The sequence below is a fragment of the Providencia sp. PROV048 genome, from assembly GCF_033688165.1.
GTDB lineage: Bacteria > Pseudomonadota > Gammaproteobacteria > Enterobacterales > Enterobacteriaceae > Providencia > Providencia hangzhouensis.
In genome coordinates, this window is sequence record NZ_CP096360.1 from 1,127,632 (window position 1) to 1,152,077 (window position 24,446).

The 24,446-nt window shown below is 39.7% G+C and carries 18 protein-coding genes and 1 pseudogene; 7 read left to right on the forward strand and 12 right to left on the reverse strand.

The features are described from left to right. Positions 1-2: 2 nt before the first annotated feature. Both hpt and tnpA read left to right on the forward strand, forming a co-directional pair. Positions 3-539 carry a hypoxanthine phosphoribosyltransferase gene (gene hpt, locus M1F26_RS04835; RefSeq protein WP_125891608.1) on the forward strand — a complete coding sequence of 179 codons (537 nt, stop codon included), beginning with the start codon at positions 3-5 and terminating at the stop codon, positions 537-539. A gap of 288 nt (positions 540-827) precedes the next feature. Then, a pseudogene (gene tnpA, locus M1F26_RS04840) lies at positions 828-1,264 on the forward strand (IS200/IS605 family transposase). A 92-nt stretch (positions 1,265-1,356) separates the two neighbouring features. Here tnpA and M1F26_RS04845 read toward each other — a convergent pair. Further along, positions 1,357-5,499 (reverse strand): filamentous hemagglutinin N-terminal domain-containing protein, encoded by a 4,143-nt coding sequence (locus tag M1F26_RS04845; protein WP_140171267.1) that lies wholly within the window; start codon positions 5,497-5,499, stop codon positions 1,357-1,359. A gap of 427 nt (positions 5,500-5,926) precedes the next feature. Further along, positions 5,927-6,580: a carbonate dehydratase gene (gene can / locus M1F26_RS04850; protein ID WP_102139423.1), complete on the reverse strand. Its 654-nt coding sequence runs from the start codon at positions 6,578-6,580 to the stop codon at positions 5,927-5,929. A gap of 257 nt (positions 6,581-6,837) precedes the next feature. On the opposite strand from can, the gene M1F26_RS04855 reads away from it, so the two are divergent. Beyond that, positions 6,838-7,779, forward strand: coding sequence for an ABC transporter ATP-binding protein (locus tag M1F26_RS04855; RefSeq protein WP_004913716.1), 942 nt, complete (start codon positions 6,838-6,840; stop codon positions 7,777-7,779). Continuing rightward, positions 7,776-8,546, forward strand: a complete 771-nt coding sequence (locus tag M1F26_RS04860; RefSeq protein ID WP_004913713.1) for an ABC transporter permease — start codon at positions 7,776-7,778, stop codon at positions 8,544-8,546. The genes M1F26_RS04855 and M1F26_RS04860 overlap by 4 nt, the downstream gene beginning before the upstream one ends. A 122-nt stretch (positions 8,547-8,668) precedes the next feature. On the opposite strand, the gene panD is transcribed toward M1F26_RS04860, so the two are convergent. The 7 genes from panD to sfsA all read right to left on the reverse strand — a co-directional run bounded on the left by panD (position 8,669) and on the right by sfsA (position 14,952). Continuing rightward, entirely contained in the window at positions 8,669-9,049 is a 381-nt protein-coding gene (gene panD, locus M1F26_RS04865; RefSeq protein ID WP_109912045.1) for an aspartate 1-decarboxylase, read from the reverse strand. A 212-nt stretch (positions 9,050-9,261) separates the two neighbouring features. Then, on the reverse strand, positions 9,262-10,125 hold the full coding sequence (panC, locus tag M1F26_RS04870) for a pantoate--beta-alanine ligase (protein ID WP_140171265.1): 864 nt from the start codon (positions 10,123-10,125) through the stop codon (positions 9,262-9,264). A gap of 30 nt (positions 10,126-10,155) precedes the next feature. After that, positions 10,156-10,947 (reverse strand): 3-methyl-2-oxobutanoate hydroxymethyltransferase, encoded by a 792-nt coding sequence (gene panB / locus M1F26_RS04875; protein WP_036958292.1) that lies wholly within the window; start codon positions 10,945-10,947, stop codon positions 10,156-10,158. Positions 10,948-11,005: 58 nt separating this feature from the next. Continuing rightward, positions 11,006-11,497, reverse strand: coding sequence for a 2-amino-4-hydroxy-6-hydroxymethyldihydropteridine diphosphokinase (gene folK / locus M1F26_RS04880; RefSeq protein WP_094960949.1), 492 nt, complete (start codon positions 11,495-11,497; stop codon positions 11,006-11,008). Positions 11,498-11,514: 17 nt separating this feature from the next. After that, positions 11,515-12,861, reverse strand: a complete 1,347-nt coding sequence (gene pcnB / locus M1F26_RS04885) for a polynucleotide adenylyltransferase PcnB (protein WP_206077539.1) — start codon at positions 12,859-12,861, stop codon at positions 11,515-11,517. 729 nt (positions 12,862-13,590) lie between these two features. Beyond that, positions 13,591-14,046 (reverse strand): RNA polymerase-binding protein DksA, encoded by a 456-nt coding sequence (dksA, locus tag M1F26_RS04890; protein WP_004260494.1) that lies wholly within the window; start codon positions 14,044-14,046, stop codon positions 13,591-13,593. 195 nt (positions 14,047-14,241) lie between these two features. Beyond that, positions 14,242-14,952: a DNA/RNA nuclease SfsA gene (sfsA, locus tag M1F26_RS04895; protein WP_140171261.1), complete on the reverse strand. Its 711-nt coding sequence runs from the start codon at positions 14,950-14,952 to the stop codon at positions 14,242-14,244. Between the two features lie 100 nt (positions 14,953-15,052). Here sfsA and hrpB point away from each other — a divergent pair, with 100 nt between their 5' ends. Further along, the gene (gene hrpB, locus M1F26_RS04900) at positions 15,053-17,512 is read left to right on the forward strand and encodes an ATP-dependent helicase HrpB (RefSeq protein ID WP_140171259.1); all 2,460 of its coding nucleotides are present in this window, start codon (positions 15,053-15,055) and stop codon (positions 17,510-17,512) included. Positions 17,513-17,694: 182 nt separating this feature from the next. Next, positions 17,695-20,217, forward strand: a complete 2,523-nt coding sequence (gene mrcB / locus M1F26_RS04905; protein WP_140171258.1) for a bifunctional glycosyl transferase/transpeptidase — start codon at positions 17,695-17,697, stop codon at positions 20,215-20,217. A 480-nt stretch (positions 20,218-20,697) separates the two neighbouring features. Here mrcB and hemL read toward each other — a convergent pair whose 3' ends face one another. Then, the gene (gene hemL, locus M1F26_RS04910) at positions 20,698-21,987 is read right to left on the reverse strand and encodes a glutamate-1-semialdehyde 2,1-aminomutase (protein ID WP_140171359.1); all 1,290 of its coding nucleotides are present in this window, start codon (positions 21,985-21,987) and stop codon (positions 20,698-20,700) included. Positions 21,988-22,200: 213 nt separating this feature from the next. Here hemL and erpA point away from each other — a divergent pair, with 213 nt between their 5' ends. Beyond that, entirely contained in the window at positions 22,201-22,545 is a 345-nt protein-coding gene (erpA, locus tag M1F26_RS04915) for an iron-sulfur cluster insertion protein ErpA (protein ID WP_004260480.1), read from the forward strand. Between the two features lie 205 nt (positions 22,546-22,750). On the opposite strand, the gene btuF is transcribed toward erpA, so the two are convergent. After that, the gene (gene btuF, locus M1F26_RS04920; RefSeq protein WP_227528908.1) at positions 22,751-23,581 is read right to left on the reverse strand and encodes a vitamin B12 ABC transporter substrate-binding protein BtuF; all 831 of its coding nucleotides are present in this window, start codon (positions 23,579-23,581) and stop codon (positions 22,751-22,753) included. Between the two features lie 68 nt (positions 23,582-23,649). Beyond that, positions 23,650-24,342 carry a 5'-methylthioadenosine/S-adenosylhomocysteine nucleosidase gene (gene mtnN, locus M1F26_RS04925; RefSeq protein ID WP_140171256.1) on the reverse strand — a complete coding sequence of 231 codons (693 nt, stop codon included), beginning with the start codon at positions 24,340-24,342 and terminating at the stop codon, positions 23,650-23,652. Positions 24,343-24,446 lie beyond the last annotated feature (104 nt).

The following is a 24,446-nucleotide window of genomic DNA, read 5'->3' on the forward strand; positions in this document are numbered from 1 at the left end:
AGATGAAACATACCCTTGAAGTGATGATCTCTGAAGAAGAGATTGCTCAACGAATTAGTGAATTAGCCGATAAAATTAGTGCTCATTATCAAAAGCTTGATGGTGAATTAGTCCTTGTTGGTTTGCTGAAAGGTTCATTTATTTTTATGGCTGATTTATGCCGTAAGATTGATGTTCCTCATGAAGTCGATTTTATGACTGTTTCAAGTTATGGCAATGCGATGACATCGAGCCGTGATGTTAAAATTGTCAAAGATTTGGACGAAGATATCCGTGATAAACACGTATTAATCGTTGAAGATATTATCGACTCTGGTAATACGTTAAATAAAGTGCGTGAGATTTTCGAATTACGCGGGCCTAAATCTGTCGCTATTTGTACATTACTGGATAAACCTTCGCGCCGAGAAGTACAGGTTCCAGTTGAGTGGATTGGTTATTCTATCGAAGACAAATTTGTGGTGGGTTACGGTATCGACTACGCTCAACAATATCGTCATCTGCCTTATATTGGTCATGTAACGTTACTTGAAGATTAATATTCGGTAACCCGATAAAGAAGAGCCGTGCTTAGGCGGCTCTTCTTATTGTCGCTAGGCAGTATACTGTGGGGCGCTTTTCTTACCTTGTAATTTATTATCCGTAAGTCACTTAAAAATAAAAGACCGTATCTAATTAGTTGAGTGACAACGATAGATATGACCTTTTCATTGTCAGCCTTAAACGACCTCCTAAGGAGGTAGTGATTGACCCTGTGAGGCTATAGCCGGAAGGAAACCCATATTAAAAAACTACCTCTTACTCACCACAAGTAAAGAGGAAATAACATGGGTTTATACAGAAGTTCATCACATGTGTATTGGTGTTGCAAATATCATCTAGTTTGGATACCTAAATATCGTTATAAGATATTGAAAGATAAAGTAGGAAAAGAACTTTATAGAACAATTTATATTCTCTGCAATATGAAAGACTGTGAGTATTGAAGCTAAATGTTCAGCCAGACTATGTTCATTTAGTTGTAATGATCCCACCTAAACTATCAATATCAACACTGATGGGAGTCCTGAAAAGACGTAGTGCGATAAGGTTATATAATCGATTTCCACATATACGTAAGAAACTTTGGAGTAATCACTTTTGGGCTAGGGGATATTTTGCTGATACGGTGAGGGGTAATGAAGTCATCATTAGGCGTTATGTAAGGCATCAGGATAAAGTTGATCAAGAGCTCGACCAACAAATGGAATTATTGGAGGATTAATAAAGAATATAGCCCACTTATAGAGGGCTATATTTAAAGCCACCTCTTTTAGAGGTGGCATATATTAGATAAATCAATAAATTATATTATAACTATTTATTGATGATAACAGTACCGCCCGTGATTTTTCCATAAGAATTGGAAAGCAGAGGCGTGTTAACTTGAGTAGTACCATTTGAATTGATTCTACCATAGGCATTGTTGATGGAACTGTTGCCCTTAACTGTTAAATTAATACCTGCATTTATTGCACCATTATAGTTGGAAATTGAATTCGCTTGGATATTCATATTTCCTGCACTATTAATTTGAGCGTAGTTGTTAATAAGCTCATTGCTCAATGTTACATCAATATCAGCTTCACCAGGTGCAGGGAAAAGAGCATTCGTTTGAACGATACCTGAAGTATTATTCATCTGAATACCTTTAATTTTAATGTTGCCATTGTTGGTGACAATCCCCCCTTTTTGGCTTGGTAAACCAAGGTTATATGTGTATCGGCTAAAGTCAGACGAATTAGTATTACTGATATAATCAGCATTCATTACTAAGTTATTATCCGCTTTAATCAAACCATTAGAGTTGTTTAAATATTGAGAGATAAAGTTAAGGTTAAAGCCTTTAATATAACCAGCATTATTAACTAAATTATTAACTTTAAACGTCGATTTACCATTGTTAGAAGAGATAACACCATTATTTGTCAGTTTTGGTGAAGTAATATTCAATAATTTCTCACTGCTAATTACCGATTTACTATCATTAACGACTGAATTGTATGCAGTAATATCCATTCTGCCATTTTCAGTTTTCATGGTAGATGACAGGTTGTTTAAAATATTAGTATCGATAGTCATGCGGCGTTTTGCATAGAGCGCACTTGATGCTTTATTATCTAAACTTTTACCTGTGAAAGTAAAGTCTCTACCTGCTGAAATGATAGCTTGTTCATTGATGAGTCGATTAACGTTAAAAACAATATCTTGGCCAGCAGTAAATCTGTATTTACCATATTTACTATTGTTACCTGCCCAGTTGTAGATTGTATCTGCGTTAACATTAATGTTGCCTTTCTCAGCATGAATCAAGCCATTACTATTCTGGATGTCTTGTGCGGTATTGATGTTAACGTTTTGATTAGCTTTGATTAACCCATTATAGCGATTGAGTAAAGTACCATTTGAGGAAATATTAACATCACCATTAGAGGAGATAATTGTCCCATAATCATTACTAAAGGAATTAGTTGAATTAGCAGCTAAGTCAATGTTTCCTCTGCTTTGAATGGTTCCAGTATTATTTATAGCACCAGCTTTAACGTTTAATCCTTGATTACCCGCATTAATAACACCTTTATTAAAGAGACCTGTATTGGAATCATTAATATTAATGTTCATTTTTTCTGCGTTTAGGCTACCGTTTGCAGCGACAGTTACACCGTAATTTTTCTGATTATAAGGCCCGGTAATACTAGAGATTATATTACCATTTGCATCATAAAAATTAGAACCGGTTGTAATGTTTAGTTCATTTGCTTTAACGTTGCCGTTAACAAGTACAGCGCGAGAGATAAAATCAACAACGCTGTTAGATGTCAGGTTATTATTAACTGTAATTTCGCCTTTAGAGACATTGTAGCCAACTAAGTTTTGACCAACAACAATAGGTGTTCCTGTAACAAATGCACCACGTGTAGCGTTGATGAAGCCACAGCTGTTACATGTAATACCCGATGCATTAGCTACAATAACTTGAGCTGCATTTCCAGCAACTTCCATCATACCATTAATAGTTGTCATGCTGTTGCCGATAACTTCATTTAAGATAACTGAAGCCTCTTTACCAGCAGTAATATTATCATTTCCAAAAATATTACCCCCTAAAAGGGTATCAGTTGCAGTGCTACTGTTATTAAAAATAACGCCTTTTTCGTTCACATTAAAACTTTGATAGGTGTTATGGGAAATACCACTGTCTGTTGGTTTTTTGATGTGAATGATATTTAAACCGTTTGGTTTATAAATGATACCTGTACCGTCTAAACTATAGGTTCCATTCGTATCATAGCTACTAATACCTGGAGCATAAAGGGTTGTTATATAATCAGATCTGAGTTTACCATAATAGTTATTAATATTACTTGCTGATTTAATATCCAAACGGCCTCCCGCATAGATATCACCTTTATAGTTATTTAGCCCTTTAGCATCAATATTGATTCCGCCATAACTAATTAACTGTCCATTATTGTTATCTAGTTCATTAGTTAATTTAAACTCCATTCCACCACTTGTTGCTGCTTTTTCTGATGAGGAACTTTTAAATAATCCAAAATAGTTAGAAACCTTATTACCAGTAACTGTAATTCCGGAATTTAATGCTTCAATACCACCAACTTTGTTTGTTAAAGCAAATCGAGATGCAACAGAAGAGAAATTATTAGAGTTTAAGTTGCTTAAATGACCAACATTTAATGTCATGTCGTTATATGAGCGAATATATCCACCATTGTTGCTTAGAGTATTAGCGGTAACTTTAAGTGTTTTTCCGTCAATGAAACCTTGTGTGTTACTTATATTATTAGAAGTAATAGTTAAGTTATCACCAGCAATAGACCCACCGTTATTTTCAAGGTTGTCAATCTTGATGTTAGAAGCATAAGTTGGGACTGGTACTGTATTTGGTACATTAGTAGGTGAAACAATTTTACCTGCATTGATTAATTTTGCAGAAGTGATATTTAATCCACGGCCGCTACTAATGGTAGATTTTGCATCATTATTAATATATTTAGTAATATTATAATCAGATTTTGCATTTTTTGCTGTAATAGATGATGATTTGTTGGTTAATATATCAGCATCAACTTTTATTCTACGTTGTGCGGTTACTGCAGAATTTGTATTTTCTAACCCTGAATTTAGCGTTAAATTAATATCTCTTCCAGATTCAATTCTTGCATTTTCATTAATGATTCGGCTGGCTTTGATATTAATATCTCTACCTGCAATAATTCTATCTTCAACGTGGCTATTAGCTGTATTTCGCCACTGATAGAGTGTATCAGTTAAATCAATATTAATATCACCAGTTTCGGCTTTGATTATACCATCACCATTTTGAAGCGTTTCACCTGAAATACTTACATTGTTTTTAGCTTGAATGGAACCTTTATAGCGGTTAAATACTGAGGAATTACCTGCGAGACTAATGCTGCCATCTGTTGAGATGATTTTTCCACCATCGTTGTTGATGAAACCACCGGAATTAATATCAACGTTAATATTTTTTCTAGCAGTAATTATGGCATCATTGCTAATACCTGAGGCTTTTACATCAATATTACCGTTAGATCGAATTCTATTTCTTTTATTAGATAGCCCACCATTAGAAGAGATAGATAAACCATCATTACCAGCAGAAATAATGCCCTGATTACTAACGCCAACCCCCATTTCGGTAGAAACAAGGGTAATTTTATCTGCGTACATACCACCTAAAGATGAAACATCAATTGCGACAGAAGGGCGGCTACCTGTACCGGGAACAGAAGATAATACTTCACCATTAGCATCGACAAAGTTATTTCCCGTAACAACTTTGATTTCTTTTGCTGCTAATTGACCATTAATAATTGCTGAACGAGCAATTAGTTCAGTTGGAGAATTAGACGTTAAGTTTTTATTAACGATAATTTGGCCTTTAGAAACGTTATAGCCAAGAATTTCTCCGTTAGTAACAATTGGCTTACCCGTTGTTAGAGTCGCACTTTCTGTATTAATGAAGCCGCATGAGTTACATGTAATACCTGATGGGTTAGCAACAATAACTTGTGCTTTTTTCCCTGCAACTTCAACCATACCATTTAGCGTTGTTGCATTATTAGAGTTAACCTCATTAAGGATAACTTTTGCTTCACCACCCGCTAAATTAAGGTTTCCGTTAATCATTCCACCTAACTGAGTATTAACGTTATCTTTACTGTTGTTTAAAATGACTCCCTTATTATCAACATCGAATTTGTTGTATATATTGTGAGAAACCCCTTTGTCACTAGCTTTATTTATATTAACAATTGTTGGGCCATTGTGCTGATTGATTACTCCAGCACCGTTAGTATTAATTATTTCGCCATGAGCCATTGAAGTCATCCCTAAAATTGCAGAGACGCATAAGACGATAGGCTTTAGCTTTAATGTATGATTAGAAGACCCACTTTTAATAGGCTGACTCATAGAAATATCCCTAAATATGATTTGAAGTTAATATATGTAAATTAACAATACCCCATTATAACACTTGAATTATGATTGAAATTTAAAATAAGTATATTTAAAAATACTTATTCAAAGTCCGGTTTTTTATTTCAAAATAAAATATCATCAATGAGTTTTTCGTGGTTGAATATATATTTCTTGAGGTTAATTTCTTTGTAATCAACAAATAAGCTTCACTCTGCTTCAGGATAAATATGTATCAATACTTAAATTAATATGCGTATAAATATAATTACAACAATTGTTAATCATGAGTTTTTTTGGATTGATATTTTCATTTTAATTTAAAAGAAATGAAAATATATTTTATAATTTAATTACGCTATTTTTGGATTTAATTGGTAAAAAGCTCTTAAATGTAAGAGCTTTTTATTTTTAGTTTAATTTATTTTTTTTGAGTTAATGTTGAAATAGCTTCACGGTAACATAACTCAAGTTTTTCTCGGCTGTCTGCAGTAATATGTAAGTCGTGTAACCGGCCATTATTAATCCCATATACCCAACCGTGGATCATCACTTTTTGGCCACGTTTCCATGCAGACTGCATGATGGTTGAATGCCCTAAGTTATAAACTTGCTCAACAACATTTAACTCACATAAACGGTTAAGACGCTCACAAGGCTTTAATTCACCCAACATAGAGCTATGTCTGTACCAAATATCTCTTATGTGTAATAGCCAGTTATTAATTAAGCCAAGTTCGGTATTATCAACCGCCGCTTCAATACCACCACAGCCATAGTGGCCGCAAATAATAATGTGCTCAACTTGTAAGACATCAACCGCATATTGAATGACAGATAAACAGTTTAGGTCAGTGTGAATGACTAAGTTGGCAACATTACGGTGCACAAAAAGGTCCCCAGGTGCCGCGTTAATGAGTTTTTCTGCAGGTACTCGGCTGTCAGAGCAGCCTATCCATAAGAATCTCGGCTTTTGTGCTTTTGATAATTCCTTGAAGAATTCGGGGTCTTGTTCATTGACTGATGCTGACCATGCTTCATTGTTAGCAAACAGCTCTTCGATTTTTCTCATCATGACTTATAGCCTAGTTGTGTTACTTTGCGATAAAATCTTATACAACATTTATTGATTAATTAATAATTAGTTATACTAATTTTAATGCCCTTATGATGAACCTGTCTTTTAGACAAGACAACCCTAAATTTATAACATATTGAATTATATTGTATAAACTAATTATCTCTTTTCTGCATAACATAGAGCAGAAAAAAGTGGCATCATGGCGATATATTGCCTTCAAACCGTTCTAAGAATAAAGGTTTTTTTTACATATGACATATGCACTTGAGTTATCGCAGTTAACCAAAACCTACCCAGGTGGTGTGAAAGCCCTGAAAGGGATTGATCTGAGCGTTGAAGACGGTGACTTTTACGCATTGTTGGGACCAAATGGTGCGGGTAAATCAACTACAATAGGGATCATTAGCTCGCTGGTAAACAAAACAAGCGGGTCTGTAAAAGTATTTGGTTATGATTTAGAAAAACAAGTTGTGCAAGCAAAGCAGCAACTTGGATTAGTGCCTCAAGAGTTTAATTTCAATCCATTTGAAACGGTATTACAAATTGTCCTTAACCAAGCCGGTTATTATGGGGTTACGCGTTCTGTTGCGGTACAACGTGCAGAGCAGTACCTAACCCAACTTGATTTATGGGAAAAGCGTGATGAGCGGGCACGTAATTTGTCTGGTGGTATGAAACGCCGTTTAATGATAGCCCGTGCATTGATGCACCAACCAAAGCTATTAATTTTGGATGAACCCACGGCGGGTGTTGATATTGAGCTTCGTCGCTCAATGTGGACATTTTTAAAGAATCTTAACGCTCAGGGGACGACAATCATTTTAACCACTCACTATTTGGAAGAGGCTGAAATGTTGTGCCGTAATATTGGCATTATTCAACATGGTGAATTAGTTGAAAATACTAGTATGAAGCAATTACTGAGCCAATTAGAATCAGAAACCTTTATTTTTGATTTAATGCCAAAAAGTCCGATCCCTCAATTATTAGGGTATGAATCACGTTTGATAGATACTTCAACACTTGAGGTAGATGTTAAAAGAGAGCAAGGTCTAAATAGTGTTTTTAGCCAATTCAGTGAGCAAGGTGTTCAGATTTTAAGTATGCGAAATAAAGCAAACCGGTTAGAAGAGTTATTTGTTAACTTAGTCAAAAGAGAAAGTAATGCAACCGAGAAGGAGATTGCAAGATGATCTCATTATATTGGGTCGCATTAAAAACTATTTGGATAAAAGAAGTCACGCGGTTTGGCCGTATTTGGATACAAACATTGTTACCACCAGTGATCACAATGTCGCTGTATTTTGTGATTTTTGGTAATTTAATTGGTTCAAGAATTGGTGATATGGGCGGTGTGGATTATATGCAGTTTATCGTCCCCGGGCTGATCATGATGGCGGTGATCACTAATTCATATTCAAATGTTTGTTCTTCTTTCTTTGGTTCTAAATTTCAGAAAAATATTGAAGAATTACTCGTTGCCCCTGTTCCGACGCATATTATTATCGCAGGTTTTGTTGGTGGTGGTGTTGCTAGAGGGATTTTAGTCGGCTTTCTCGTTACATTGGTATCGTTATTTTTTATTCCCTTGCAAGTGCATTCATGGGCAATGGTAGTCATAACATTATTACTAACCGCAATTGTGTTTTCCCTTGCCGGTCTATTAAATGCCATCTTCGCTAAGACATTTGATGATATTAGTATTGTTCCTACCTTTGTATTAACACCATTAACGTATTTAGGTGGTGTGTTTTATTCGTTGTCATTGCTCCCACCGTTTTGGCAAGCCGTCTCTAAACTGAACCCAATTGTGTATATGATCAGCGGCTTTCGTTATGGTTTTCTGGGAATAGCCGATGTTTCTATCGCGATTACGTTAGGCGTCTTAATGATTTTCTTAGTCGTCTTTTATGCATTAACATGGTTTTTGATTGAGCAAGGTAGAGGCTTAAGAAGTTAAATTTTGGGCTGAAATTGTGTAAAAAACGGCTTTTGGTACTTAGCGTAATCAAAAGCCGTTTTTTATTGAGATGTATATAAATGGCAATACTAATCAAATTGTTGGATAAATAAAATCCAACATTATGCCACTTGAACAGGGACTGCTTTTGCGATGCGACTCATTTTATTGTTTTCATCAAAATAAGCCACTTTTGGCTTATGTAGGCGCGCATCTTCATCTTCCATTTGTACATAAGAACAAATAATCAGCTTATCACCAACCGCAGCACGGCGTGCAGCAGCACCATTTACTGAGATAATTTTTGAACCGCGCTCGCCAGAAATCGCGTAGGTTGAAAAACGTTCGCCATTATCAACGTTGTAAATATCAATGGCTTCGTATTCAAGGATCCCAGCTGCATCCATGAAGTCCTGATCTATCGCACATGAGCCTTCATAGTGTAGGTCTGCTTGTGTAACCGTGACGCGATGGAGTTTACCTTGTAACATTCTTCTTAACATTTTTTTCTTCCTCATTTGGCTCACAGCGTTGTTGGTGGCGCTCACTCGCCCTAGTCACATACTTATGTGCTCCTAAGGACTCGCTTACTTACCGCCTAGCTGTGAACCAAATGAGTTTGAAAAATAAAAGCCATTCGGAACACAGACATTGAATTAACGCTATAAACACTGTAATTGCAGTGTGTTATTTCATTTTTATAATTGATTTATTTTTATGCAATATCGCGTTGCAGGTCAACTTGTAAATTATCAATAAGACGCGTTTGACCTAACCATGCAGCCATTAAAATAACCGCACGTTTACTGGACTCACCAAGTGGTAATAATGTATCTGCATCGCGAATAAATAGCTCATCAGGGGTAAAACCGGCTTCACGTAAGCTATTATTCATCTCTTCGATAATAACTTCAGATGCGTTAGGCTCAGCGACTAATTTTTCACCCGCTTGTTGCATAATTTGAAACAGTTTAGGCGCTATTTTTAGCTCTTCTGCTGACAAATTATTGTTACGTGAACTCAGTGCTAGGCCATTTTTAGCTCTAACCGTTGGGACACTAACAATTTGAGTATCAAATGATAAGTCAGAAACTAATTTGCGAATTAATTGCAACTGTTGGTAATCTTTTTCACCAAACAAGGCAATATCTGGCTGAACTAAGTTGAACAGCTTAGTGATAACCGTTGCGACACCTCTAAAATGACCGGGACGGCTTGCGCCTTCTAACATGGTCGATAACTCAGGAACTTCAACAAAAGTCTGTTTTTCCATCCCTTCTGGGTAGAATTCTTGCGGGGAAGGTGCAAAAACTAAATTGATATCACGACGCTTTAATTTTTCGCAATCTTCTTGCAAAGTTCGTGGGTAATTGGCTAAATCAGATTGCCTATCAAATTGCATTGGGTTCACGAATACACTGGCAATCACAATATCAGCCTGTTTTTTCGCTTGGTCAATGAGTGTTAAGTGACCATCGTGTAAATTACCCATCGTTGGGACAAGTGCAATACGTTTACCTTCTTGTTTCCAACGACGAATTTCACGGCGTAAGATAAGTGCCGTTTCAACGATAAGCATACGTGTGTTCCTTATAATTACTGGCATCAATTAAGAAAAAGAATGTGCTTCACTTGGGTAAATGCCATCTTCCACTTCTTGGATATACATACGAATAGCATCATGAAGGTTGCCTGCTTGAGCTAAAAAGTTTTTAGCAAATTTAGGCGCTCGTGCGGTAATACCCAGTGCATCATGCATAACAAGGATTTGTCCATCAGTTCCATTTCCTGCGCCAATACCAATCACCGGTAATAGCAGTTCTTCAGAAACATGACTTGCTAAGGCAGTTGGAACACATTCGAGAACCAATAATTGGATACCTGCATTTTCTAATGCAATTGCATCTTTGAGTAATTGATTTGCCGTGACCTCATCGCGTCCTTGGACTTTATAACCGCCAAGAACGTTTACTGCTTGAGGTGTTAAACCTAGATGACCACACACAGGAACAGAGCGTTCTCCTAGCATTTTTACGGTATCACATAACCAGCTGCCACCCTCAATTTTCACCATGTTTGCACCCGCTTGCATCAAAATTGCTGCATTAGAACAAGCTTGTTCTGGTGTGGCGTAACTCATGAATGGCATATCTGCAATAATGAAGGCGTTTGGTGCACCTTTGCGAACGCATCGGGTGTGGTAAGCAATTTGCTCGACGGTCACAGGTAAAGTAGATGATTCACCTTGGATCGTCATTCCCAGTGAGTCTCCAACGAGCATCACCTGAATACCTTGCTCATAAAATAATTGAGCAAAGCTTGAGTCATAGGCTGTCATGGTTGCAAATTTGTGTTTGTCTTTTTTAAACTGACATAAATCAGCCAGAGAAATTGGTTTCATTATAATAACCTCCGGAAATGATCTCCCTGCGACCATACCTCATAAGAGGTTGAACATTTTAGGCTGGAATATCCCAAAACGTTAGGCCATTTCGAGGGACTTGTGTGAGTCTTTCTGAAAGCTTTTCGCCATCAGGAAAAACAAGGGAAGGGGCGATTTCGCTAAGCGGATACAACATAAACTCACGCTCTTTTAGCCCATAATGTGGAACGATTAACCGTTCAGTATTGATGATACGGTTACCAAAAAGCATGATATCGAGGTCAAGCGTTCGTGGCCCCCAACGTTCCTCTTTGCGTACACGGCCAAGCTCAAGTTCGATTTTTTGTGTATGGTTAAGAAGAACTTCAGGCTCAAGGCTTGTTTCTAGTAGCACAGCCAGATTCAAAAAATCTGGCTGGTCCTGTGGGCCTAATGGTTTGGTTCGATAAACAGAAGAGGTAGAAACAACGCGGCTATTAGGAATAGCATCTAATGCTGCAATAGCTTGCTGTGCCTGTAGCAGCGGCTCACCAAGGTTACTTCCTACAGCAATATAGACTTGTTCCATTGTATTCTCTCTATCTATTATGACTTATTCGGCCGGCGCGCGCCGGTTCCACCTTGTGATGAACGTGGGCGATGGCGGCGGCGAGTAGGGGCACTACCTAATTCCGAAATCATTTCACGCTGTTTGATATTATTCGCTTGTTGAAAATCAGTCCACCATAACGCTAACTCTTGTAACTCGTTGCGGTGCTCAACATTGGCTCTTAATTCTAATAAATCAAACGCTGCACGGAATTTTGGGTGCTCCATGAGTTTATTTGCGCGACGACCTTGGCGGCGAGGTAAGCGTAATTGCAATAACCAAATATCACGCATAGTGGTTGTAATGCGTTTTGGGATCGCAATCGAGCGGCACTGTTCATCTAATATATCATTCATTGCCAGCGCAAAGGCGTCGTAATAGGCCAACCCGCCTTCTTGAGATAGCTTCTCAGCATGCTCAGTAACTGGATACCATAACATAACAGCAAATAAAAAAGCAGGGTTAACACGCTTATCATTTTTTAGTCTGAAATCAGTATTTTTGAGGACTTGCTCAATGATTTTTTCCATTGGCGAATCACTGTTATCAGTAAATCGGCTTGCGACAACAGGGAAAAGTTGCTCAAACAAACCATATTTTTTGAGCATTTTATAAGTCGCGTAACCTTGGCCTGCTTGGAGTAATTTGAGTGATTCTTCAAATAACCGAGCAGATGGAATTTCTCTCAATAAATGAGCGAGTTGGTAAATTGGCTCTGCGGTTTTCGGCTCGATGCTCATATTTAATTTGCAGGCAAAACGTACCGCTCTTAGCATTCTGACTGGGTCTTCACGATAGCGCGTTTCAGGGTCACCAATTAAACGAATAACGCCAGCTTTGAGGTCTTTCAAACCATTAACGTAGTCACGTAATGTGAAGTCTTCAATATTGTAATATAGGCTATTAACGGTGAAGTCCCGACGAATCGCATCTTCCTCAATAGAACCAAAGATGTTGTCGCGTAACAACATACCGTTTTGCGCTTGTGCAGATAAGTTTTTGTCATCTGACACATTTTGGTCATGGTGGCCACGGAAAGTTGCAACTTCAATAATTTCGGGGCCAAACATAATATGGGCTAGACGGAAACGACGACCAACTAGACGGCAATTACGAAATAATTTGCGGATCTGCTCAGGTGTTGCGTTCGTAGTTATATCGAAGTCTTTAGGCTTTTGGCCTAAAAGCAAATCACGCACACCACCACCCACTAAGTAGGCTTCAAAGCCACTTTTATTTAAGCGGTACAGTACTTTTAATGCATTGTCACTAATATCACTACGCGAAATAGGATGTTCGGAACGCGGGATAACAGTAATGTTTTCGTCGTTTACGGTTGTCATTGTAGGGCGCTTCTCAGGTGTTGAATCGGCACGTTGAGATTGACGAACCGTTTTTTTAATAGTGGCTGTTTTATGGGGTTGAGCGGTGTTCTGCTCTTTAGATGCGGTTTGCGCATGAGCAGAATGAGTGACTGGCCTTTTACCGGCTGCCTGTATATCTCGCGAAGTATCACGATGTTGTTCTACATCTTCAGGGGATGCGTCTGTATTGCGAGATAAAATATTACGGCAGAAATTTGCTACTCGGTTAAAAATAGTACACCTCGATGTCATTACCAATATTCATTAAACAAAAATAAGCGGCTAATCATAGCTCACAGAAGTTTCTTTGAGAATGGTTAAACGAATAAAAGTCATCTCTAATTATAAACGTTACCAATAAAATTTACGCAAAATAATAGCTCAAAAAGCGATCTCACTATAGAAGTATAGGTTTAGAAGCCTTATTTTAAGCGCTTTTTTGTTGTTAGAGGATTATTCAACTTCAAACTATGGGGTTAAATAACAGCCTAATCTATCTCCGTAAAAAATTACGTGAAAGTAAATGTTTATCTTACTTAAAAGAGCACGGTAGGACGTTATCGCCAACCAATTGGCAAAAAGATGCGGGAAGGATAGATTTTATGTGATAGCTAACGCAAGGAATAAGCTCTGAGTGGAACATAACAGAATGTAACGTTTCCTTGTAACGGCGCAGTAATATGCGCCGTTCAGGACTCCATATAGACACTAGCCAGCCATTTGCTTTTCGCGAATTTCAGCTAATGTTTTACAGTCGATACATAAATCAGCGGTAGGACGGGCTTCCAAACGGCGGATACCAATTTCTACACCACATGATTCACAATAGCCAAAGTCGTCATCTTCAACTTTTTTCAGCGTTTTTTCGATTTTCTTAATCAGTTTACGTTCACGGTCCCGGTTACGTAATTCAAGGCTGAATTCTTCTTCCTGAGCGGCTCTATCAACGGGGTCTGGAAAGTTAGCTGCCTCATCTTGCATATGAGTAACAGTCCGGTCCACTTCATCTCTGAGTTGATTGCGCCATGCTTCGAGAATGAGCTTAAAATGCGCCAACTGGGCCTCGTTCATGTACTCTTCGCCAGCTTTTTCATGATAGGGTTCAACCCCAGCAATGGCGAGAATGCTTAAGGACGATGTCTTACGTTTTTGCCCTTCTTGCATAATGCTTCTCCTACACACGCAAATTTTACAAAAACCCCAAGGGGGAAAAATTAAGGTCGCTATAAATAGCAGAAGACTGCGCTCTTGGCAATCGTTCCTGCAATGAGTTTTGTAATGCTGTGAGGGCGAGCGTGTTTATTCCCTTTTTAGCGCCCAGAACTCTGCGGCCTCGTATAAAAAACGGTTAAAAAAACTTTATTTAATAGAGTTAAAGTGAATCTGCTTACTTAACACCATTTGTTGAATAGTTATATCAGCTTGATAACAAAGCACTTCAACACCACTTTGTCTCGCTTCCTCCAATAAGAGCGCATATTGTTTATCAATATGTGCCGCTGCAGATGCTACGTGAATACCTGTGTGTAAAGCAACAAACAATAGTATGGCTCTTTTTCCTTCTTTCGCAATATGCATGAGCTCTCTTAAATGCTTTTGGCCTCTAAGTGTCACTGCATCAGGAAAGAACCCCTGATTATTTTCTAGTAAAGTTACTGATTTTACTTCGATAAAGCAATCTGGTAATCCATTTTGCGTGAGATAGAAATCGATTCGGCTATTTTCTGTGCCATATTTAACTTCAGACTTTATTACGCTGTATTCGGATAATTCTGGAATGTGTTTTTCGGCTAAGGCTTGTGCAACTAATTGGTTCGCACGAAGGGTATTAATGCAAATAAAGTGGCCATTTGTGGTTTGGGTTAACTCCCAACTATACGGATACTTGCGTTTTGTATTATTGGACGTCGAATACCAGATGGTATCACCAGGGGTAGCACAACCTGTCATAGCGCCTGTATTCGCACAGTGAATTGTAATTTCTTCACCGCTCGGTAAAGTAACATCAGCCAAAAAGCGCTTGTAACGCTTAATCAGAGTAGCTGGTTGTAAGGCGGGTTCAAATTCCATGGGATCTCCGCTATCGTTGTCGGTAATATGCTTACTGGCAAAAGAGGCTAATGCTACAATGTCTGACAGTAAAAGTTAAATACATGGAGTGATAACCTCAGTGTTACCGATATTCGAAGTTTGTGAGGACATACTTACCGCGTTAGTCGCTTCACCTCAAGTTTTGCTTCATGCACCTACAGGTGCAGGTAAATCAACGGTTTTACCGTTAGAAATATTAAAAAGTGGGGTTATTGATGGGCGGGTTATTATGTTGGAACCCCGTCGCTTAGCGGCACGTTCAGTAGCGGCTCGCCTCGCACAGCAACTTGGTGAAGATATCGGTCATACCATCGGTTTACGCATGCGCTCTGAAACTAGAGTTAGTCGCCACACGCGTCTTGAAGTCGTGACAGAAGGCGTACTGACCCGCTTACTGCAAAATGACCCAATGCTTGAAGGGGTTAGCTTAGTCATTTTAGATGAGTTTCATGAACGAAATTTACAGGCAGACTTAGGTCTCGCTTTGTTAATTGATTCACAGCAAGCCTTACGTGAAGATTTACGTATTCTATTGATGTCAGCGACATTGGATAATCAAGGGCTGAATCAGTTGTTTCCTGATGCTCCAGTTATCACCTCACAAGGGCGTACGTTCCCCGTAATACGTGAATATTATCCGATTAACCCAAATAATCTCTTCCATAAAGAAGTGGCGCTAGCGGCTTGGCAGTTATTGCAACAAGAGCACGGGTCTTTATTATTATTTCTTCCAGGTATGGGGGAAATCGAGAAAGTAAGAGCAGAGCTCGCTTTGATGGTTAGTGAGGACATACTTTTATGTCCTTTATACGGAGCACTATCTCTACAGGCTCAGCAACAGGCGATACAGCTGGCACCAGAAGGAGTGCGAAAGGTCGTATTAGCCACCAATATTGCGGAAACCAGTTTAACGATTGAAGGGATCCGCCTTGTGATGGATAGTGGTCTTGAACGTGTGGGTCAGTTCAACCCACGAACAGGACTAACAAAACTAGTTAAACAGCGAATTAGCCAAGCGTCGATGGCACAACGTGCAGGCCGAGCAGGCCGTTTGGAAGAAGGTGTTTGCTGGCACTTATTCAGTGAAGAGCAGGCTGAGCGTGCGGCACAATTTAGCGAGGCCGAAATTGCACAAAGTGACTTGAGCAGCTTATGGTTATCTTTATTACAATGGGGTTGTCACGATGCCGCACAGCTGAATTGGCTGACTTTACCCCCTAAACCGGCAATATCAGCGGCAAAAAATTTACTTGGCAAATTAGGTGCTATTGATGCAGCAAACAAGTTAACGCCTTTTGGGCAGCAGATGGCGGAGTTAGGCAGTTCAGTACGAACAGCGGCAATGTTATGTAAAGCACAACAAAGCCAAAATCAGTCTGTTATCCAATTAGCTGCGCTGTTGGTGGCGATTATCGAGGAACCACCTCGTCAACAAGATGCGGATCTTCGTTATTATATAGAAAGGCCAACTGAGGGGTGGTGCAAGAGAGCATCAGCACTTTGCGAACACAAAGTGTTGAGTACCATTGGTCAGCAAGATGCGCTAATTAGTGAGTGGTTACCAACGTTGTTAGCTGTGGGTTTTCCCGATCGCATTGCGAAATCTCGAGATAACCAACATCGCTATCAATTAGCGAGTGGTTTAGGGGCTATATTGGATGAATCGGATAGGCTAATGGGAGAGTCGTGGTTGATGGTGGTGTCTTTATGGCAACCCGAAAATATGGCTGATGCGCGTATTTCCTTGGCTTACCCTATTGAAATTGACAGATTACAAGCAGATTGCCCATCTTTATTTAACACTCAAGAAACGGTCGAATGGGATGAACAAAAAGGGACCTTATTAGCTTGGAAACGCTTGCAATGTGGTCAATTAGTAGTGAAATCAGAACGTTTGAGCAACCCTGATAAGGCTGAGATTCGCCAAGCGCTGGTTTATTGGTTGAAGCAAAATGGCTTGCAGCAGTTAAATTGGCAGGAAGATGCTTTGCAATTGTGTATTCGCTGCATGCTAGCTAAGCGGCATTTTCCTGATATTGTTTTTCCTGATTTTGATGATATAGCGCTATTAGATTCGTTAGATGAATGGCTTGAACCTTATCTTGATGGCATAACAAATAAGCAAAAACTACAGCAGATTGATTTAGCCTCTTTATTAATCAATCGATTAGATTGGCAGCAGCAACAGTGGTTAGAAAGTATGTTTCCGAAGACCTATCGAGCGCCATCTTTACATGATGTAAGTATTCACTATTCGTTAGATAAGCCACCAGTGATAGCTATTCGTATGCAAGAGATGTACGGGGAAAAAGCGAACCCGACAGTAGCACAAGGGAAAATTCCTATTACGCTCTCTTTGCTTTCTCCTGCGATGCGGCCATTGCAGATTACACAAGACCTTGGCGTATTTTGGCAGGGCAGCTATAAAGAGATACAAAAAGAGATGAAAGGGCGTTATCCAAAGCATTTATGGCCGGATGACCCTGCAAATACTGCGCCAACGAGACAAACAAAAAAAGCGATGATGGGTGCGAAATAACCTATTTTTGTGCTCTAATAGCGGGTTTCCTCATTCAGGCTATCGATGCGTTAACCTGAGTAAGGAAATGTAATTAAGAGCTTTCTTTGGTGAAATCTCTGAGGTTATGAGCCAAAATTAACCACTAAATTGGCGTAACTAGTGAGTTATTAAGTTATTTTGTCATGTGATATGGAGTGACCATGTCAGGTAAAGATTTTGAACCGATCGGCAGACGTAATAAAAAAACTGCTGGGAAAAAACAGTCTTCATCTCGCCGCCGTAGAGACCGCGATGACTATGACGATGAAGATTTATTTGAAGATGATGATATTGATGAACAATATCTCGATGATGAAGACGAAGAAGAGCAAATGGCTAAAAAAGGCTCAAAAAAGAACAAGCCTCGGAAGGTAAAAAGTAAATGGCGTTGGTTTTGGCTGCTAGTCAAACTGATGATCGTGTTTGCTGTTTTACTCGCGGCATATGGTTTTTATTTAAACCAACAAATTAAAGAACGTCTCGATGGTAAGGTTTGGGATTTACCCGCCGCAGTATACGGCCGGATGGTTAATCTTGAACCGGGCATGGACTACAGCCAGGCTGAAATGGTTCGCCTGCTTGAAGGTATGCAATACCGTAAAGTGAGTAAAATAACGACATCGGGCGAATTTGTAGTACGCGGTAATAGTATCGAAATCTTACGCCGGCCGTTCAATTTCCCTGATCAAAAAGAAGGGCAAATACTCGCGCGTATGGTGTTTGATAATAACGCGTTGAGCAAAATTGAAAATATGGAAAACGGCCGCTCATTTGGCTTTTTCCGCTTGGACCCGAAACTGATCACGATGATGCAGTCGGCGAATAATGAGCAACGGTTAGTTTTACCGATATCTGACTTCCCTGAGTCCTTAGTTAAAATCTTACTAGAAACCGAAGATCGAAACTTTTATGAGCACGATGGGGTCAGTTTGTACTCTATTGGCCGTGCTGTTGTTGCTAACTTAAGTGCAGGACGCTCTGTTCAAGGGGGAAGTACCTTAACTCAGCAGTTGGTCAAAAATCTTTTTTTGACCAATGAACGGACATTAAAACGTAAAGCCAATGAAGCGTACATGGCGGTTTTACTGGACTACAACTACAGCAAAGAGCGTATTTTAGAGCTGTATTTAAATGAAGTCTTTTTAGGCCAAAATGGTAATGATGAAATTCGAGGTTTCCCATTAGCGAGCTTGTATTACTTTGGTCGTCCAATCAACGAACTAAGTTTTGATCAACAGGCGTTATTAGTCGGTATGGTGCAAGGGGCGTCAACGTATAACCCTTGGACTAAGCCACAAAATGCAATTAAACGCCGTAATATCGTACTGAAAATCTTGGAAACACGCGGTGTGATTGACCAAGAAATGTATCAGGTACTGAGCGCAAGGCCTCTCGGTGTGAAAAATAAAGAAGGGCTAGTGGCTTCTCAACCTGCCTTTATGCAAATGGTTCGTTTAGAACTCAATGAAAAATTGGGCGATAAAGTTAAAGAACTCTCTGGTGCGAAAATTTTTACCACTCTAGATCCTGTGGCTCAAACTGCGGCTGAAAATGCAGTTGAGAATGGTGTCGCTGATTTACGTAAATCTCGTAAATTAGATGACATAGAAGGGGCAATGGTGGTAGTTGACCGCATTAATGGCGAAGTACGCGCTATGGTTGGTGGTTCTCAGCCCCAATATTCAGGGTTTAACCGTGCGTTAAATGCACGGCGCAGCATTGGTTCTCTGGCAAAACCTCCGGTATACCTCGCTGCACTAAGTGAACCGGACCGTTTTCGTTTAAATACATGGTTAAAAGATGAGCCACTAACAGTAAAAGTCGGGAATCAAAACTGGAGCCCAAGAAACTACAGCCGTAATTTCAACGGCCGTATGATGTTAGTTGACGCTTTGGCAAAATCACAAAATATCCCAACGGTAAACTTAGGGCTAGAGGTTGGTTTAGACCAAGTGTTTAATACTTTTGTACGCTTAGGAGCTCCTGCGGCTGCCATGGAAAAAGTTCCTGCGATGTTATTAGGTGCAGTTAACCTAACACCAGCGGAAGTTGCTCAAGTTTATCAAACCATTGGTGGTGACGGTAATCGTGCGAAATTATCTGCATTGCGTTCTGTTATTGATGGAGATGGCAATGAAATTTACCAAAGCTACCCATCAGCAGAGCGAGCAGTACCTTCCCAAGCGGCATACCTCACATTGTATGGTATGCAGCAAGTGGTTAAACAAGGTACGGGCAGAGTCTTATTGACCAAATACGCCAAGTATAATTTAGCCGGTAAAACAGGGACAACTAACGATCTACGCGATAGCTGGTATGCAGGTATTGATGGCAAAGAAGTGGCGATTGTGTGGGTTGGCCGTGATAATAACGGTCCAACACAATTAACAGGGGCGACAGGCGCACTGAAAGTGTACCAACGCTACTTAGATAACCAAGCGCCATTAGCACTTATCAACCGTGCACCAGAGGGCATTGTTGATATGCAAGTCACTGCTGACGGCCAATTAAGTTGCTCAAACTTCGGCGGCGGTAGAATGTTGCCGATTTGGACAGATAACCCAGAAGGGATATGCCAAGCGTCAGAAGAGCAAGCCCCGGTCTGGGACTTAAATGGTAATAATGGCGAGCAACAAGATGATGCGCCGGATTGGGTTAAGGATATGTTTGGCAATAATCCCTAAATTCTCGTCATATTTCAAGTTGTGACTGTGTTGGCTTCATTCGTCAACCCTAGTCACATACTTGTGTATGCTCCTAGGGATTTCCTCATTTGCCGCCTTGCCACAACTCGAACTATTTAGAGAATTAATTAGTTGGCGAATTGCTTATTTGAAAGGCTAATTATTTGAATGCTAATTAGTTAGGGAATTGTGGTGTAAGGCTTTTCTCGTCATATTTCAAGTTGTGACTGTGTTGGCTTCATTCGTCAACCCTAGTCACATACTTGTGTATGCTCCTAGGGATTTCCTCATTTGCCGCATTGCCACAACTCGAACTATTTAGAGAATTAATTAGTTGGCGAATTGCTTATTTGAAAGGCTAATTATTTGAATACTAATTAGTTAGGGAATTGTGGTGTCGAACCTAGAGTTATCTATTCTTAACTATAAAAAATAGAGGTGAAAATGGATAAAATTTCACCTCTATAACATCAATGTGAATTAATTCTCTTTAATTTTCATCAATGCAGTTTCTGCGGCTTTGATAGTTTTCTCAATGTCTTCATCGTTGTGGGCGATAGACATAAAGCCAGCTTCAAATGCAGAAGGCGCGAGGTAAATACCTTGCTCTAACATGTAATGGAAAAATTTCTTAAAGTGCTCAACGTTGCATTTCATCACATCTTGGTAGCAAGTTACGGTTGGGGCGTCGGTGAAGAAAATACCAAACATGCCACCGACGTGATTGATAACCATCGGGATACCTTGCTCTGCGGAAACACGTTTTAAACCACGAGCTAACTTTTCTGTTAATTCATTTAAACGTGAGTGGACTCCCGGCTGAGAGACTTCTTTTAAGCAAGCGAGGCCAGCAGCCATCGCGACAGGGTTACCAGATAAGGTCCCAGCTTGGTAAACAGGTCCAATTGGTGCTAGTTTTTCCATAATTTCAAGGCGGCCACCGAAGGCACCAACAGGCATACCACCACCGATGATTTTACCTAAACAGGTTAAATCAGGCTGAACATCGTAGTAATCTTGTGCTCCACCTAATGCGACGCGAAAGCCTGTCATGACTTCATCAATGATGAGTACGGCATTGAATTCATCACATAATGCACGTAAACCGGGTAAAAATTCAGCTGTTGGTGGTACACAATTCATATTTCCAGCAACAGGTTCAACAATGACACATGCAATATCTTCTGGATAATTTTCAAATGCTTGACGGACTGAAGATAGGTCATTATAGGTACAAGTTAATGTGTGTTTTACAAAATCTTCAGGAACGCCAGGAGAGTTTGGTTCGCCCATAGTAAGCGCACCAGAGCCCGCTTTGACTAATAAGCAATCTGCATGGCCATGATAGCAGCCTTCAAATTTGATGATTTTGTCACGGCCTGTGTAACCCCGAGCTAGGCGAATTGCGCTCATGGTAGCCTCAGTGCCTGAATTTACCATGCGTACCATATCCATAGAGGGGACTAGTTCACAAACTAATTCAGCCATTTCAACTTCAGCGGCAGTCGGAGCACCAAAACTTAATCCTTTATGAACCGCTTTGATCACGGCATCACGGATCTCAGGATGGTTATGGCCTAAAACCATTGGTCCCCATGAGCCAACATAATCTACATAGGCTTTACCATCAACGTCATAAATATAAGCGCCATCCGCTTTTTCAATAAATAATGGGGTTCCACCAACACCATTAAAAGCACGAACAGGGGAGTTTACACCACCAGGAATTTGTTCTTTTGCTTGTGCGTAAAGTTTTTCAGATTGTGACATCGCAGGGCTCCAGAAAGAGGCTAAGAAAAAAATTGCTCTCATTCTAAAGCACCACACCAATTAAACCAAATGTTGATACGAAGATATGCACAATGTGTCTAATTGCGTAACAACACTTGAACCATTTAGTCAAGTGGCGGATAATTAGGTTAATTGATCTGAGTAGGTTTAAGCCTACACATGAATTTACCGGTCACCGGTTTGGAGTAAAAAATGAGTGATGATGCAGCTCTGCCTTTGCAATTTACTGATGCGGCAGCAATTAAAGTTAAAGATCTGGTCTCTGATGAGGACAACCCAAACCTGCGTCTGCGTGTTTATATCACTGGTGGCGGATGCAGCGGTTTCCAATATGGTTTCACATTTGATGACCAGATCAATGAAGGCGATATGACAATCGAGAAACAAGGCGTTGCTCTTGTCGTAGACCCAATGAGCCTACAATATTTAGTGGGTGGAAGTGTTGATTATACTGAAGGCTTAGAAGGTTCGCGCTTTATTGTGACCAATCCGAATGCTAAGTCTACTTGTGGGTGTGGTTCGTCTTTCAGCGTCTAATTTTCGTCATATTTCGAGCTGTGGCGGTGTTGGCTTCATTCAGTTACTCGGGTCACATACTAATGTATGCTCCCCGATATATCTTCATTTGCCGCCTTGCCACAACTCGAACTATTTAGAAAATTTTTGTAATTTGTAATTTGTAATTTGTAATTTGTAATTTGTAATTTGTAATTTGTAATTTGTAATTTGTAATTTGTAATTCTCAATCAGATAATGCGTTTAACTGCTCGCACAGTTGTTCTGTCGCATTAACAATCCTTGGGCCTGCTCGGTGAAACCAATCTTCATTTAATCGGATAATTGGAACATTGAGCTGTGAGTGCCAAAATTTTTTCACTGTTTTTTCCTGTTCGGCTGAACCAGTCATAATAATTACATCTGGCTTGCGAGTGAGCACCTGCTCACGACTGACTTGAGGCCATTGAACTGCGCTATTAGCAAAAATATTTTCACTACCACAAAACTCTACGACATCATTTTGCAGCGTGTGGTTACCTGCGCTAAATAAAGGCTGAGTACCGAGTTGAATGAACACTTTCTTTGATTTTTTATTAGAAATTTTTTCTTTTTGATAAGGAGCGAGCCTAGAGCGCATTTTTTCAACATTTTGTTGTGCTATCTCTGGGGTTGGGCTGTATTGTGCTAATTCAATCACTGAGTTGATGACATCATCAATAGTTTGAGGATCGAAATAAATAATTGGGATACCGAGGCCTGCGAGTTGATCAAGAGGCCGCTGGGGGTTACCTCCTCGCCATGCGAGGATTAAATCAGGTTTAAGTGCGATAATACGTTCTACATTTAAACCTTGCCAATCAGAGACTTGTTCTAATTTTTTTGCTTGCTCTGGGTAATCGGAGTAAGCACTGACCGCAATTAAGCTATCTCCAAGCCCTGCTGCATAAGCAAGTTCAGTATTGGCCGGTGATAAACTAATAACGCGCTGCTTTGTTGCTCCTAGAGCAGAAAAGGCCACCAATAAAGCACATAATAAGGTGATAGTAAGGGAAAAATAATGCGTAATTCGTTTCATAACAAAATTCATCGTAGAATTAATTAAAAGGTATAACTAACAAATGGTTATACCTTTTTTGCAAATGATTAAGCGAGTTTAGCTAAAATTGCTGTGATCATCAGGGAAGATTGACGGGCAGCAACAGGTAAAAACTCATCGAAGCTCGTGTGGGATTCTTTATCTGCAACATCTGAAATGGCACGAACGACGACAAATGGAATGCCAAATTGGTGACATACTTGACCAATCGCGGTGGCTTCCATTTCTACTGCCGCAACTTGTGGGAACATCGCTTTGATGCGCGCTAGTGGCTCAGCACCATTAATAAAAGCATCACCGCTACAGACTAATCCACGAACAGCGTTCATATCCAATAACTTAATGCACTGCTCAGCAACTTCAATTAACTTAGTATCAGCAACGAAAGCTGGCGGACACTGTGCCATTTGGCCGGGTTCATAACCGAATGCGGTCACATCAGCATCATGGTAACGAACTTCTGTAGAAACCACGATATCGCCGACGTTTAAATGAGGGTCTAAACCACCTGCGGAACCTGTGTTAATCACGACATCTGGTTGGCAATGCTCTAATAATAGTGTTGTACCGATTGCGGCTGCGACTTTACCAATACCTGATTTCAATAACGCAACGTCAACGCCATTAATTTGGCCTGTATAAATCTCACAACCAGCACGGTTAATAGTTTGGCAGTTTTCAATTTGTGAGCGCAAAATCGCCACTTCCTGTTCCATGGCACCAATTATTCCAACTTTCATTTTGTCTCCTTTTCCCTGCACAATTTGCACTATTAATGTCAATATAGTGTCAATATTTTGACTAGGGACGATAATGTTTTATTGTGTTATTGCTGCATTCTTCG